This is a genomic window from Bacteroides ovatus (assembly GCF_001314995.1).
Taxonomy (GTDB): Bacteria; Bacteroidota; Bacteroidia; order Bacteroidales; family Bacteroidaceae; genus Bacteroides; species Bacteroides ovatus.
This window is the reverse complement of record NZ_CP012938.1, coordinates 4,579,863-4,595,476: the sequence shown is the minus strand read 5'-3', so window position 1 is coordinate 4,595,476 and position 15,614 is coordinate 4,579,863. Positions and strand designations below refer to the sequence as shown.

General features: G+C 37.1%; 9 protein-coding genes and 1 pseudogene. All 10 read left to right on the top strand.

Annotation, left to right across the window (positions count from 1 at the left end):
* Window positions 1-15: 15 nt before the first annotated feature.
* The 10 genes and pseudogenes from Bovatus_RS17610 to Bovatus_RS17565 all read left to right on the top strand — a co-directional run bounded on the left by Bovatus_RS17610 (window position 16) and on the right by Bovatus_RS17565 (window position 15,444).
* Entirely contained in the window at window positions 16-1,014 is a 999-nt protein-coding gene (locus tag Bovatus_RS17610) for a DUF4973 domain-containing protein (protein ID WP_049702263.1), read from the top strand.
* Between the two features lie 238 nt (window positions 1,015-1,252).
* Window positions 1,253-2,059: a type IV toxin-antitoxin system AbiEi family antitoxin domain-containing protein gene (locus tag Bovatus_RS17605; protein ID WP_049702264.1), complete on the top strand. Its 807-nt coding sequence runs from the start codon at window positions 1,253-1,255 to the stop codon at window positions 2,057-2,059.
* A complete protein-coding gene (locus Bovatus_RS17600) occupies window positions 2,056-2,856 on the top strand; it encodes a nucleotidyl transferase AbiEii/AbiGii toxin family protein (protein WP_004298164.1) in 801 nt (266 codons plus the stop codon). Before Bovatus_RS17605 ends, Bovatus_RS17600 begins: the two co-directional genes overlap by 4 nt.
* Window positions 2,857-3,097: 241 nt before the next feature.
* A pseudogene (locus tag Bovatus_RS17595) lies at window positions 3,098-3,709 on the top strand (DUF1793 domain-containing protein); the annotation flags it as partial.
* 243 nt (window positions 3,710-3,952) lie between these two features.
* The gene (locus Bovatus_RS17590; protein WP_004298170.1) at window positions 3,953-7,105 is read left to right on the top strand and encodes a SusC/RagA family TonB-linked outer membrane protein; all 3,153 of its coding nucleotides are present in this window, start codon (window positions 3,953-3,955) and stop codon (window positions 7,103-7,105) included.
* Between the two features lie 21 nt (window positions 7,106-7,126).
* A complete protein-coding gene (locus Bovatus_RS17585; RefSeq protein ID WP_004298172.1) occupies window positions 7,127-9,007 on the top strand; it encodes a RagB/SusD family nutrient uptake outer membrane protein in 1,881 nt (626 codons plus the stop codon).
* An 18-nt stretch (window positions 9,008-9,025) separates the two neighbouring features.
* Window positions 9,026-12,097 carry a SusC/RagA family TonB-linked outer membrane protein gene (locus Bovatus_RS17580; protein WP_004298175.1) on the top strand — a complete coding sequence of 1,024 codons (3,072 nt, stop codon included), beginning with the start codon at window positions 9,026-9,028 and terminating at the stop codon, window positions 12,095-12,097.
* Between the two features lie 18 nt (window positions 12,098-12,115).
* Window positions 12,116-13,912: a RagB/SusD family nutrient uptake outer membrane protein gene (locus tag Bovatus_RS17575; RefSeq protein ID WP_004298178.1), complete on the top strand. Its 1,797-nt coding sequence runs from the start codon at window positions 12,116-12,118 to the stop codon at window positions 13,910-13,912.
* A 14-nt stretch (window positions 13,913-13,926) separates the two neighbouring features.
* Window positions 13,927-14,865: a DUF1735 domain-containing protein gene (locus Bovatus_RS17570; RefSeq protein WP_004298180.1), complete on the top strand. Its 939-nt coding sequence runs from the start codon at window positions 13,927-13,929 to the stop codon at window positions 14,863-14,865.
* Between the two features lie 150 nt (window positions 14,866-15,015).
* Entirely contained in the window at window positions 15,016-15,444 is a 429-nt protein-coding gene (locus Bovatus_RS17565; RefSeq protein WP_004298183.1) for a hypothetical protein, read from the top strand.
* The last annotated feature ends 170 nt before the right edge of the window (window positions 15,445-15,614 follow it).

Sequence of the window (15,614 nt, the reverse complement as noted above, 5' to 3'; positions counted from 1 at the left end):
ATAAAAAAGTATAATATGAAAACTATATATAATTGTTGGATTGTATTGTCCGTTTTGCTATTAGCTACATCTTGTAATGATGAATGGACAGAAGAACAGTATAAGCAATACATATCTTTTGCAGCTCCCATAAACGATCAGGGTGTCATGAACATCTATGTGCGGTATAAAACAGATGGTAAAGTAACGTATAAGTTACCTCTAACAGTGAGTGGAACCACTATGAATTCTCAAGATCTGGATGTACATGTCGCCATAGATCCAGATACTTTGAATATTATGAATCAGGAACGTTTTAGTACACGAACTGAATTGTTCTATGAGCTATTGGATGAGAAGTTTTACAGTTTTTCTGAATCGGTTCATATCCCTGCCGACTCTTATGCGGAAACTATGAATATTGATTTTACATTAAACGGAATTGACATGGTAGAAAAATGGGTATTACCTCTGACTATAGTTGATGATGCTTCTTATAATTATATGAGTCATCCGCGTAAGAATTATGCAAAAGCACTCTTAAGGGTTATTCCGTTCAATGATTATTCAGGAAGTTATAGTACAACTACTATGGAAGTGTTTTTTCGTAATCCGGATGGAAGCATTGATAAAAAGCCAATGGTTGCCAATTCACGTACTGCATACGTAGTAGACGAAAATACAATTTTCTTTTACGCAGGTTTAGTCGGTGAGAATTTAGACAAAGAGATACGCCGTACCTACAAAATATATATGCAATTTGATCAGGAAACAAAAACATTGAAAGTATGGCCGGAAGATGATAGGATTAATTTCGAATTGTTTGGTACACCTGATTACAGTGTTGCGGTAATTAAAGATGCTACTCGTCCATACTTGGAACATCATTATGTCTCCTTTTCGATTGAGTATAATTATGATGACATTACTTCTGCTCCGGGAGCAATAGTGCCATATAAAGTAAAAGGTACATTAACGCTTGAACGTAACATCAATACCCAAATACCAGATGAAGATCAACAGATTGAGTGGTAATATTAGTCTTTACTAGAAGAGGTTAAAGAAATACGTCTGAAAGGATTTCCCCCCTGTTACAAAACAGTTGTAGCAGGGGGAAACTTCATTTTAAGGCATTTCTCGAATAGTCACTTTTAATGATTAAGACAAAAATAAGCTATTCTTTCGATGATATATTAATGGATAAAATGCCTGTTTTTAATGCAAAAGTAATCTATTTATGATTATCTTTGCATTGAATTTAGCATATCAAGAAATGACAGTAAGAGAATGGATCAGAGAAAAAGAAATCAATGGGACTTCAACTTTTAGTGTTGAAGAGCTTCGTTCTTGTTTCATTGCTTCATCAGAACAAGTAATTAAGAATGAACTTTACCGATTAAAAATGCAGGGCAAAATTTTGTCTGTTTATAAAGGATTTTATGTAATTGTTCCCATACAATATGCTGCCAAACGTATTGTACCGCCAATATATTACATTGAACAGCTAATGAGTTTTCTGAAAAAACCCTATTACATTTGCCTGTTAAATGCTGCTGAATTATTAGGTGCTGCCCATCAACGTCCACAAAAGTTTTCAGTAATGACTATTCTTCCCAAATCGTCTGTTTCAGAAAATAAAAATAGTTTTTTGAGTTGGATATATCGCAAACAGATTCCTGATAGACTTTTACAAGAAAAGAATTCAGAAACAGGAACTATTCTTTTTTCTAATCCAGAGTTAACAGCTATTGACCTTGTACAATATGAGCAATATGTAGGTGGATTATCACGAGTGTCTACTGTATTAGCTGAACTTGTTGAAAAGACAGATTTCTCTAACGCAGTGGAAGATTATTTGTTTGATAATACATCCGTAGCAACTATTCAGAGACTAGGTTATATTTTGGATTGTATTCTCAATGAATCAGAACAGGCAGATACACTATATGAACAGTTACGGATTTATGATAAACGTTTGAATTATATACCTTTGAGTTCACGCCATCCTCGAATTTTGAAGGGTGCGAATAGACGTTGGAAAATAAATATAAATATTGATATAGAAATAGACGAACTATGATAAACAGAGCTGCTATAATGCAATGGAGAACACATGTTCCATGGAATGCAAACGAACAAGTTGAGCAAGATCTTATTATTAGTCGGGCATTAGTTGCCATCTTCAGTGATGATTTTTTAGCTTCCAAACTTGCTTTTAGGGGTGGAACTGCATTACACAAATTATATCTTTCTCCGCAGCCTAGATATAGTGAGGATATTGATCTTGTACAAATCGATGCAGAACCAATTAAATCTACTATGTATAGACTAGGTGAAGTCTTGAATTTCTTGCCAGACCGAGTCACAAAACAGAAAAGATTTAATAACACAATGCTTTTTCGTATGGAATCGGAGATACCACCGACTGTGCAAATTCGATTGAAAGTGGAGATTAACTGTTTTGAACACTTCAACGAATTAGGGCTAGTCAAGATTCCTTTTTCTGTAGACAATAGTTGGTTTACAGGACAATGTGAATTAACGACTTATAGACTGAATGAACTGTTAGGCACTAAGTTACGCGCATTATATCAGCGTAAAAAAGGTCGTGACTTATTTGATTTATACAAAGCTCTCACTTTACATGAAGTAAATCCGGATGAAATTATTCGCTGCTATAAACGATATATGGACTTTGTTGCCGGACAACCACCTACTTACAAACAGTTCATTTTGAACATGGAAGAAAAGATGAACGATATGGATTTCTTAGGGGATATCCAAAATCTAATACGTCCTAATGAGATGTTCAATCCTCAAGAAGGGTATGAGCTTATTAAAGAAGTATTGATTGAGCGTTTGAAAAAAGACTTTTAAATTCATATACTTTATTACATACACTTATCTATTTTTGATTTTGTTTTTTGGGGGAGGGAAAGACAAAATAATTCATAATTCAAGCACATTATTCATTAATATACCTGATAAAAAATAAAAGCTATTTTTTATCAGGCAAAATCTCTGGTTTTTACCTGATACATCTTCTTATAACAATACAAAAACAACACAATAATGAATAATACACTAAATTACAGCAGGTTACATACTTATATCTTAGTTTGGACAGGACCCGGAAAACCAACTTTGCACGGATGACTTCGCCGGACATTGGGCTCATAATGCCAATCTTTCAGTGAAAGCCATCATGGGAGTGGCCGGATACAGCGAAATGGCTCGGATGCTCGGATTAAATGATGTAGCAGACAAATATGCGGCTATAGCCAAGAAAATGGCGGTGAAATGGGAAGAAATGGCAAATGAAGGTAGTCATTATCGCCTGGCTTTTGACCGTAAAGATACCTGGAGCCAAAAATACAATATGGTTTGGGATAAGTTGTGGAATCTGAATTTATTTCCTAATAATGTAATTGGAAAAGAGCTCAATTATTATCTAACAAAACAGAATCCTTATGGACTCCCTTTGGATTCTCGTAAAGAATACACAAAATCCGACTGGATCATGTGGACGGCAGCTATGTCATCAGATAAGGAAACTTTCCAGAAATTCTCTGATCCTGTCTATAAATATATCAATGAAACAGTCTCTCGTGTACCTATCAGCGACTGGCACCATACAGACAGCGGTAGATGGGTAGGCTTCAGAGCCCGTTCGGTGATCGGAGGATACTGGATGAAGGTATTAATGGATAAAGTTCAGAATAATCAATAAAGTTAGCACGACGTTTACTTCAAATTTATGCATATGAGATCTTTAAAGAATATTACTATAAAATCAAATTATCTCATTTTGCCCATAGCATTATTGTTCATCAATAATGCTATGGCAAAAAGTAGTTGAAATGACAAAGGCTTACAAAATATGGGCTAAACGCTGTATAGTAGAACCTTACCCAAAACAGAAAAAAAGAAATAAGAATGTTTTTTATACACACAACTTTTTAACGTTATTACTATGAAACATCAAAACTTGGAATTTAAGTGGATGTGTCTACTCTTTCTAGCTCTGCTACTCTCTCCTCCTCTACTTTGGGGACAGAATCATAGCATTAAAGGGCAAATTGTAGATGCAAAAAGTAATGAACCTTTAATAGGAGTAAATATTACTGTTGAAGGCACTTCGAATGGTACCATTTCTGACATAGATGGTCGGTTTACGCTATCTGTAGCTGCTAATGCCGTACTCAAAATCTCTTATATCGGCTATCAAGAAAAGAAAATCAAAGTGGATGATCTGAAAAAAGAGCCTATCATTTCTCTGGAAGAAGACAGCAAGCAACTAGAAGAAGTAGTGGTAGTAGGTTATGGTATTCAGAAAAAGGTATCAAGTGTAGGCGCCATTACCCAAACTAAAGGAGAAGAATTGTTGAAAGGAGGTAATATTACTTCTGTATCAGAAGCTTTACAAGGCAAACTAAATGGTTTGGTAGCTATCAATACGTCAGGCAAGCCTGGAGCAAGTGATACCAAAATGTACATTCGTGGTAAGGCTTCCTGGCAAAACTCTGACCCTTTAGTATTAGTGGATGGTATAGAAAGGGATATGAACGATGTTGACATGAATGAAATCGAGTCTATATCTATTCTAAAAGACGCTTCTGCTACAGCTGTATATGGGGTTCGAGGTGCAAATGGTGTAATATTGTTAACAACCAAACGCGGACAAGATAAGAAACCAAACATCAATTTTTCTACAAGCTTTGGTATTAAACAGACTACTGCAAATATGGAATGGGCAGATTATGTTACATCTATGAAAATGTATAATGAAGCTGTAGCTAATGACAACAACTGGAATCAACAAATTAAACAATCTGTCATCAATGCTTGGTCAAATGCTTTTGATACAGGCAACTACGGCCCTTATAATGATGTCTTTCCACAAGTAGACTGGTGGGATGAGTTGGTTAAACCAGGTTTTTCCCAACAATATAATGTGAATATCAGCGGAGGAACCAATTTCATGCGTTACTTCGCCTCCATCGGTTATCAAAATGACGGTGATATTTATGATTTACAGAAACAGGAGAATTTTGATCCAAGGAACTACTATCGCCGTTATAACTGGCGTTCAAATTTAGATTTTAATTTAACTAAAACGACTTCCTTATCAGTAAATATTGCAGGGAAAATGGGATACCGCAATGACAATTTTGCTGATGATGTGTACACTAGAATCATTGCGGCACCAACCAATTCCTTCCCGATAAAGTATAGTGATGGCTATTGGGGAGATGGATCTACTGCCGGCTATAATCCTGTTTGTAATATGAATACAAATGGATCACAACTGTATAAAACCTTTCAAGGATGGTATGATGTTCGTTTGGAACAAAAACTGGACTTTCTAACTAAAGGACTAAAAGCTGCCGCTAAAGTTTCATACACCTCTGCTTCCACTACTCGTTCTAGTATAAAGACTGGTGAAATTTGGGGTAACAATGATTTTGAATCCAGAAACAGTATTATTAAATACCATCGCGAATATGATTATTCTAATCCGATAGTCAATGCAGATGGTTCCCTCACTTACCCCATGATTTTGGAAAAACGATGGCCAAATGATGAGGATATTGAACTCCCTCCCAACGTTTCTTATGATAATTTGGATGGTTATAATCGTAAGTTATATTACGAATTCTCTGTGGAATATAATCGTTCATTCGGGAGTCATAATGTAACAGCGTTAGCTCTGATGAACCGTCAAGTATCTGATTCAAAAGATGATAAAGTTATCAAATTCCCAAGTTATCGTGAAGAATGGGTGGGACGTGTTACTTATAACTGGAAAGAACGTTATTTGGCAGAGATGAATATCTCTTATACAGGTTCGGAAAAATTTGCCCGAGGACAACGCTTCGGCCTGTTCCCTTCCTATTCTTTGGGATGGCGTGCTTCAGAAGAACCTTTTATAAAGAAACATGTTGGAGATGTGCTGACTAACCTAAAATTTAGATATTCATACGGAAAAGTCGGTAGTGATGCAGCTGCTGCACGTTGGAATTACATCCAATTATTTAATTCTTTAGGAAGTATTGAATTAGGAAATACACAAGGAGTCACACATAGCCCGCTCTATACAGAAGGAGATATTGCTAACTTGACTTCAACATGGGAAAAAGCGACTAAACATAACTTTGGAATAGAAATTGGCTTATGGAATAAGTTAGATTTAACTTTGGATTTATTTAAAGAGAATCGTAAAGATATTCTAATGACTCCACAAACCACATCTTCCATTGTAGGAGCTACTTTTAACGCTATCAACCGAGGAGAAACGAAAAATCATGGTTTAGAATTAGAGTTACGCTGGAATGACAAAATCGGACGTAATTTTAATTACTGGGGAGCTTTAACTTTTGCAGCCAGCGAAAACCGGATTGTCTATAAAGATGATCCTAGAAATGCGGATGAGCACTTGAAAGCTGCAGGTAAACCGATTGATTATCAAAACCGTTTTATTGCGATCGGTAATTATGGTTCGATAGACGATGTGTTCAATTACGCACAAACAGCTATAAATGGTACTACAGCATCGCAAGTAATTCCTGGAGACCTTATCTATATAGACTTCAATGGAGACGGAATAATCAACTCAAACGACAAGGTAGTTGTAGACGAATTGAATTACCCATTGACTACCATCGGATTTTCTTTCGGGTTCAATTGGAAAGGACTTAACTTCAGTGCAATGCTCTATTCGCCACGCAATATATATAAGTTACAGTTCGATCAATATCTGTGGGATTTTCCAGCTTCAAACATACGTGTTCAACCAAAATCCATGGAACGATGGACGCCGGAAACAGCTAATTCATCGGGTGTTATGCGACCTGCTACACACTTGAACAATACATACAACAAAGTGGAAAGTACTTATCGCTATTCCGACTATTCGTATATACGATTAAAGAACATGGAGATAGGATATACATTCCCTAAAAAATGGTTGAGTGAAGCACATATCTCTAATCTTCAGGTTTACATGAACGGGAATAATTTACTAACCTTCTGGAAAGGGGACAAACGCGTGGACCCTGAAACAGGAGGTGTTGGCAGCTATCCGATTGTCCGTACTTACACTTTAGGACTAAGAGTTTCATTTTAATCATATTCAAAAGAAATAAAGATGAGAAAAGTATTATTATATATCTGTTCAGTTTTCATTCTTGGTGGGATGACAAGCTGTGAAGACTTCTTAGATAAAAGGGAAGATGTAGGATTGACAGAAGATGATATCTTTAGGGATTACTATTCCTTACGAGGTTTCTTAGATCAATCTTTCAACCAATTGGAAAATGTTATGGTAATGGATAATTGGGAAAATGGACGCGCATTTGTCGGTCTCTTTGCAGACGAAATGGCAACTACAGATAATTCATCTGCCGTTTTTACTTTACATTCCGGAAACTGGTTAAGTAATGCCAAATCAAATAAGACTTTCGAAATCGGTAATGCTGGAAGTACAGCTATATCTCGATCATATAAGGCGTTGCGTATCAATAACCGCATTATTAATGATATCGATAAGGCTCCTTTGACACCTGAACAAAAAAATGAGATTCTGGGACAAGCTTATTTCTATCGTTCTTGGTTCTACTTTCAGATAATCAAAAGATATGGGGGGATGCCTATTATTGACAAGGTCTTTGAAGGTGGAGATGATGATATTCCCCGTATGACCTACCATGAATCACACGACTGGATGATGGAAGATATACAAAAAGCAATCTACATGTTACCTGACAGTTGGGATGATCCAAACTATGGAAGACCCACAAAAATTGCAGCAATGGCACTTAAAGAATGGGCACAGTTGTTTGATGCAAGTCCATTGATGCAGAATGATTTAAATTCTACAGAAAACAAAGGCTATGACACGGAACGCGCAAAATCCGCAGCAAAATCAGCTTATGAAGTAATACGTTATATGGATGGAAGCAAGTCTGCCCCTTATCCCTATGGTTTGGCTAGTAAAGAAGAATATACGAATGTTTTCTATTTTAAATATCCACCTGTGCATCAACCGGAATACATTTGGGTCAAGCGACAATTTCCTAACGCTGCTAATCAAAACCAAAAACGCACTATCCGCACATTCTGGCAATATGAGGATCTTGCATTCGGTTCGGGACCAGATGGAAATTCCATGTGCTGCCCAAGTTTGAATATCGTCAACATGTTTGACAAGAAGGGAGCAGACGGTATTTATTACCCGATTGATGACCCACGAAGCGGCTATGCACTTGACTATGACCATAAGCCATTTGAGGATCGTGATCCCCGTTTCTATAACAACATCCTTTTACCTGGAACAACTTGGGGACATTACGCTGATGGACGTACCTATTACATTACAACCTACAAAGGAGGAGCAGCCTATCAACACATGTTAACTCAAAAAGACTGCAACAAACGAATGTTCACAGGATTTATGTGTAAAAAGTTCATGTGGCCGGAATGCAATCAGTATCTTGAAAAGAACAATCCGAACTGTTGGTGGGACTATCGCTTCCTCACCATATATATCCGTGCTTCGCAAATTTATTTAGACTATGCAGAAGCGCTATTTGAGGGTTGTGGAAGTGCTACGGCAACTATTGAAGGATGTCCTATATCAGCTGCAGAAGCTATTAATATTCTTCGCAGACGAATTGGCTTAACAGATCTGCCATCAGATATTGTAGCCGATCCTGATAAATTCCGTGCAGCTTATCGCCGTGAGCGTGCCGTAGAATTAATGTTTGAAAATCATCGTTGGTGGGATATCCGCCGCTGGATGATCTTGGAAGAAACATTCAAGGATACTTATCCTATTAAGGGAGCATTATTCACACCACGAGAATCTAATCATGGAAGTATCACGGATAAGTCTACATTGACTTATGATTATGAACAAATCGATATAACTCCGGAAGTGCGTTCTTTTACAAAGAAGAATTACTGGTATCCTTTGCCTCAACATGACGTAGACGCATTGAATAATTTGCAACAAAACCCATATTGGTAATTAAAATGGCTTAATCAAATGAAAAGATATAATAAATTCATATTTATTCTGTTTGTCACTGCTATATTATCCGGCATAGCCACTTCGCTAGAAGCACAGGATAAACCTAAAAAGAAAAAAACAGCCCTTATTGAAGTGAAAGGGCTGGTGACAGACAACACAGGTAAACCGCTAAGCGGAGTAACAGTATTGAGCGGTGAAGGTTCTATTATAAACTATACAGATGCAAATGGAAAATTTGCACTCAAAACAAAAGCTAATGGAACCTTATTAATTGAAGCGTTCGGTTATAAAGATGTTGTAATAAACCTCGCAAAAGAACAGCCCACTGTCATCAAATTACAAAATGAAGATCTATATGCTTCAGAAAGGGACATACACGAACGTGCAGACGGTGGAAAAACGTATCAGCGGGACCTGGTAGGTACAGTATCCAAGTTATCTATGGAAAATGTATTAAAATACCCTGATTTACAATTATCCAATGCCTTACAAGGACAGGCTGCCGGGCTAATTGCTATTTCCGGTGATGGCGGCTTGGGCTATAACACATCAACATTATATGTACGCGGACAACACAATAATGGAACAAATACGGCCTTGGTTATTATTGACGGAATAGAACGCCCGATAGATGATATTTTACCGGAAGAAATAGAATCCATCGAAGTTTTAAAAGATGCTACAGCCAAAATCCTGTATGGAGCAGCCGCCACAAACGGAGTGGTTTTGGTACGTACTAAAAGAGAAGAAGCCCATAAACGAATTGTTCGTGTCGGGGTAGAATACGGTGTACAACCCTCTACACGTGTACCTAAATATCTGGATTCCTACAACTATTCAAAATTGTTTAATGAAGCTCGTATAAACGATGGAATGAATCCTTATTATACTGACACACAATTAGAAGGATACAGAAATAGTAGTGGAGTCAATGATGTATTGTATCCAAATGTTGATTATTACAATGAATTCTTATTGAACCAAAATATCTACCGAAAAGGTACAATTGAGTTTAATGGAGGTAATGAAGGTGTGAAATACGCATTAGTTGGTGGATATACTGGTGGTTCCGGATTAGAAAAAGTTGGAGAACGTTCGGCTTTACACCGTATGAATGCACGTGGTAATCTGGATATTAAAATCACCGATTTTCTTACAGTAACAGCAGATGTTGCAGCTCGTGTGGAACTGAAAAACTGGGGAGCAAAAGATGGTGCAGGCATATTCAGTACATTATCTTCTAATCGTCCCAATGAGTACCCTTTCATTATTCCTAATGAAACATTATCGGGACAGTTTACCCCCAATGAAGATGGCACGCCATTCTTCGGAGCCAGCACACGGATAGTAGACAATTTATATGCAGATATGGTTTATGGAGGTGACACTTCCGAAAGGTATGTAAATAGCCAGACAAACCTTGGAGCAAATTTTGACTTCAATAAATACGTTAAGGGATTGACATTTAATGCTTATGTAACTTTTGACAATTATAGTTACTTACGTCAAGAATTAAGGAATACCTATCCAACTTATGCCATTGACACTTATAGTGATTTAGACGGTGAAACTATCACCCGATATACACAGATGAAAAAACTGGATTTGCCCAAAACGCAAAAGATAGCCTCCAATAATACCTACCGCTATTTTGGTATGCGTGCAGATATAGGATATGAACGCACATTAGGAGTGCATGACTTTTCAGCAATTGGCGCATTCCGGTATACAAAGAATGAGATGACAGGAATGACACAAGATTTTAAAGATGCCAACATCTCTCTGCGTTTAAACTATAGTTATGACAAACGCTATCTAGCCGAGCTAACTCTGGCTGGTATGGGGTCCAACAAATTTGATAAAAACGATCGTTTTTTCTTTTCTCCGGCTGTAGGAGCTTCATGGATAATTTCTAACGAAAGTTTCATGAAAGAAGTAAAGGCTGTTAACTTTCTGAAGCTAAAAGCAAGTTTCGGTGTATTAGGCTATACAGGTAATACTGGATTCTTCTTGTATCAAACTGGTTGGAATAATAATGGCAACTATAATTTCTTCCAGGATCAAACAGATCATAAAGTTAGTTTAGCTCGCTGGGGAAATCCTGATTTAACATGGGAATACTCTCAAGAGTTTAATATTGGTATCGAAGGATTATTCTTTAATAATCGCCTAAGCACAGAACTCAATTATTTCCATGAATGTAGAAAAGATATCATCGGAGTGAATAACGCCCAATATGCCGCTACAGCAGGGAATTATACCATGTATGAAAATATCGGCCAAGTGACTAATCAAGGTATAGATATTGCAATCAACTGGAAAGGGAATATCGGACGGGACTTTTTATACACAGTCGGAGCCAATATGACTTATTCAAAAAATAAATTAGATAAATGGAATGAAATAGAAGGAGTGGAAAGCTATCGTAAAGCCATTGGACGGCCTACTAGTACTATTTTTGGCTTACAAGCACTAGGATTATTTGGAAAAGACATTCCATTAGAAGATCACTCATTACAATCATACGGTATATATCAAAACGGCGATATTGCATACGCTGACTTAAACAACAATGGGATTGTAGATGATAATGACCGTATGAGCCTAGGGCAAAGTTTTCCTGTAACCACTTGGGGAATCAATGTAGACCTCAAATACAAAGGGTTTGGACTTTATATGTTAGGAACTCTTCATACAGGTATTACTCAATTATGTACAAACGCTTATTATTGGAATAATGGTCTGAATGGATACTCTGAATTAGCATTAAATCGCTACCATGAGGTTAATAATCCTTCAGGTACAATGCCCCGATTAACAACAACGACAGAAAGCAATAACTTTCGTGATTCCAGTTTCTGGACAGAGAATGGCTCATTTTTCCGTTTGAAAAATGTAGAACTTAGTTATACATTTGAAAATAAGGCAGGTAGATTCTTTGCAAACAAATGTAAACTATTCGTACGTGGTACAAATTTGCTTACCTTCTCTAAAATAAAGGATCTGGACCCGGAAAGATTAAATGCCGGAATCACAAATTATCCGGCCTATATGACTGTAACCGGCGGTTTATCCGTCTCTTTCTAAACTTAAAAATATGCAAATATGAAAATAAGCAAATTAATACTGTTAACCTGTGTTTGGGGAAGTATTGTTTCTTGTGAAGATCTGCTTGACCCTAAATTGACAAATGAATGGTCCAGTGAGACCGTATGGACTAATCCCGATATGGCACAAGCCGTTTTGACGCAAGTATATGCAGATTTAATGGTTGTTCCGGATCATTATGATGATAATTTCTTAGATGCTGCAACAGACAATGCACTAACCCGAAATTATGGTTCGAGTGTATACCGAGCTAGCATGGGAGCATTCAGCCGATCAACAAATCCACTTGGAAATTGGGACAATATGTATGATAAGATACAAAGCATCAATCTATTCATGGAAAAAGGAGTTACAGATGATGTAATATACAATCGTGTAAGTAAAGAAACTGATCAGGCAATAAAGACTCGTTTACTTGGTGAAGCCTATTTTTTAAGAGCATGGTGCAGCTTCAAATTGTTACAAACTTATGGAGGACGAACAGACGAAGGAGAAGCATTGGGATATACGATCACCAACCATTTCATTGGTGATAAGGAATCTGCGAAGCCGAGCCTGTTTAAACGTGACTCGTATAAAGATTGCGTCAGCCAGATTGTTTCCGACTGTGAAGAAGCTGCCAGACGTTTGCCTGTAACTTACACAGGAGATGATGTAGTTGTCGGAAAATCTAAAATTGGTAGAGCTTGCGGATTAGCGGCAAATGCTCTTAAAGCAAGAACTTTGCTCTATGCAGCAAGTCCGGCTTATCAAGACAAGGATGTAATTCAAATAAATGGCATGGGTAATTTTACTGTATTAAATGAAGCTACTTATCAAGCTGGTTGGGAGCGTGCTGCCCTTTTTGCCAATGAAGTGCTCAAAGACGCAGGGATAAACTATACCTTTACAGCGATGGCTGCTAAAGATTTGGCTGACGCTGGCAGTGATACCCCGGCCGATTTTATTTTCCGCACCTACATGGGACTTGTACATGGTATGGAAAGCCGACACTATCCTCCTTTTTATTTGGGAAATGCACAAACAATTCCTTCCCATAATTTAGCTGCCGCCTTTCCTGCCAAAAATGGTTATCCAATAACAGATTCACGTTCATTATATGACGAGCAAGATCCGTATTTGATAGCTAGAGATAACCGATTCAATATGAATCTATATTATCAAGGAAAAAAATTTGGAGCTTATAACTCAAACATTGATGTATCTGAAGGTGGAAAAGATTCAGAGAGTTTTCACATTTATGCCAGTCGTTCGGGATATTATTTATCTAAGTTCTTGTCTACTACACAAAAAAATATGCTGGATCCGATTCAAACATTGAATTCTCGGCACTTTAACCCATTATTACGTAAAACAGAAGTTTGGCTGAGTTATGCAGAAGCCGCCAATGAAGCATGGGGACCTGAAGGTAAAGGTGACGACTGCAAATATAGTGCTTATGATGTCTTAAAAATCATACGTGAAAAATCAGGTGGTATCACAGATGCTACCTATTTGTCAGAAGTAGCTTCTGAAGGTAAAGACGCATTCCGGAAATTAATCCAAAATGAACGTCGTATAGAATTTGCTTTCGAAGATCACCGTTTTTGGGATTTACGCCGCTGTTTACTTCCCCTAGATACCACTATTGAAGGAATACAAGTGACAAGAACAGATAACGGTCTTTCTTATGAAATAAAAGAAATAGAACAACGTCCGTTGGATGCACTTCGCTATTACTATTTGCCGTTACCTAACGACGAATTATTAAAGAACCCAAACCTCAAAAATAATATGGGGTGGAATAATAACTAATATTAGATACGATTATGAAAATTGCAAAAATAATATTGCTCGCTTTGACGACTTGTTTAACGTCTTGCTATGAAGATTATACGCATGATTATGAAACAACAAATGTTGGTTTTGCTTTACAGAACCCATTGCGCACAGTAATATCAGACCGTGACATGCCTATATATGTAGGAGTATCATTAGGAGGTAAACGAGAAGTTGACATGAATGATTGGGCTAAATTTACCTTGGATGCTTCTTTATTAGAGGGTACTCCTCTTACACTTCTCCCCAAAGAGTATTACATATTGGAAGATCCGGAGATATTTAAAGTGCGGAAATCTAATTTACCTGTAGCAGATGTTGAAATCAAGTTTACAGATGCTTTTTATACAGATCCATTAAGTCTGACTACCCATTATGCCCTCCCTTTCAAAGTTACAGAAAGTTCCATGAACACTATTCGCGAGGGAGCGGATTATTCTATTGTAGCAATCAAGTATGTCAGTTCCTTTTCCGGAGTTTACTACCTTCAAGGTGAAGTAAGTGAAGTAGACGATAATGGAAATACAATAGAAGGTACCACTGTGGTGTATAAAGAAAAAGACTTGATAAATAATAATACATTGGAACTAAGTACTCTCGCGAAAAATAAATTGTTAAGACCCGGAGTAGCAAACTTGGCAAAAAGCAACATCAATCGTTTCCAGTTGACAATCGACAACAACGGCGAATCAGGTTCAGACTACAATGTTCAAATAGAAGGTATAGAAGGAGGAGTTACAATCATTGAAGGAAATGGCAGCTACATTGCCCAAAGTCCGACTTACACCTTCAACAATGGAGACAAACCTTGTCCGGAAATCAACCTGAATTACACCTATGAATTGGCAGGCAAACGCTATAAAGTGAAAGAACAATTAGTGTTACGTCGCGATCCTGTGAATGATTTACGAGTAGAATCATGGAAGTAATCTAAAAACTTGAGACATGGGGAACTATATTGGTTTCTCATGTCTCAAAATGATAACAATATAAGTAAAAAGGTATATAAGAAATGAAAAGAAAAATCTCTGATCTTGTCTATAAATATACCAATAAAATGGCTTCTTGAACGCACCTATATGGCCGCTGATGCCATGAAATATACAAACGAAGTCGATTTCTCACTCGGAGATATTATCTTGCCTTCAGGAAGCGAAACTGTACCAGTTCTTGTTTCACCTGCTAAAAGAAGTGATTATGGCTTGATGACAATTAATGGTTTACAACACACATTATTTGCTGAAACCTCTTTATCACAATCAGAATTTAATGCAATCTCCCAAGTAGATGCAACTCCGATAGAAAATCTGGCAGATCCAATCTCCGAAGTCTTAGCTATTCAGGCAAATAAAGTTTACCTGTTTAAAACAGCCAATGGAAAGAAAGGATTGATTTGCATACAAAAAATAACAGCAAAAACTGGTACTATCGAAGTCTCACCGGATAATTGGGCAGCAAACACTAAATACTCATGGGTACAATTACTGACTAAAACCGTGGCGAAGTAAAGCTCCCATTCAAGATACTTTCTCCAATGATCGTATCATAGAATAATTAGAAGAATAGAGAAGTTCTTGGTTTCTACGAGCTTCTCTATTCCTGTTTTCTCAATTAGAAGAAAGAAGAAATCTATCATTCTACCATTTTTTTTCCTTTATTGATTAGTATTTTTCCTTCC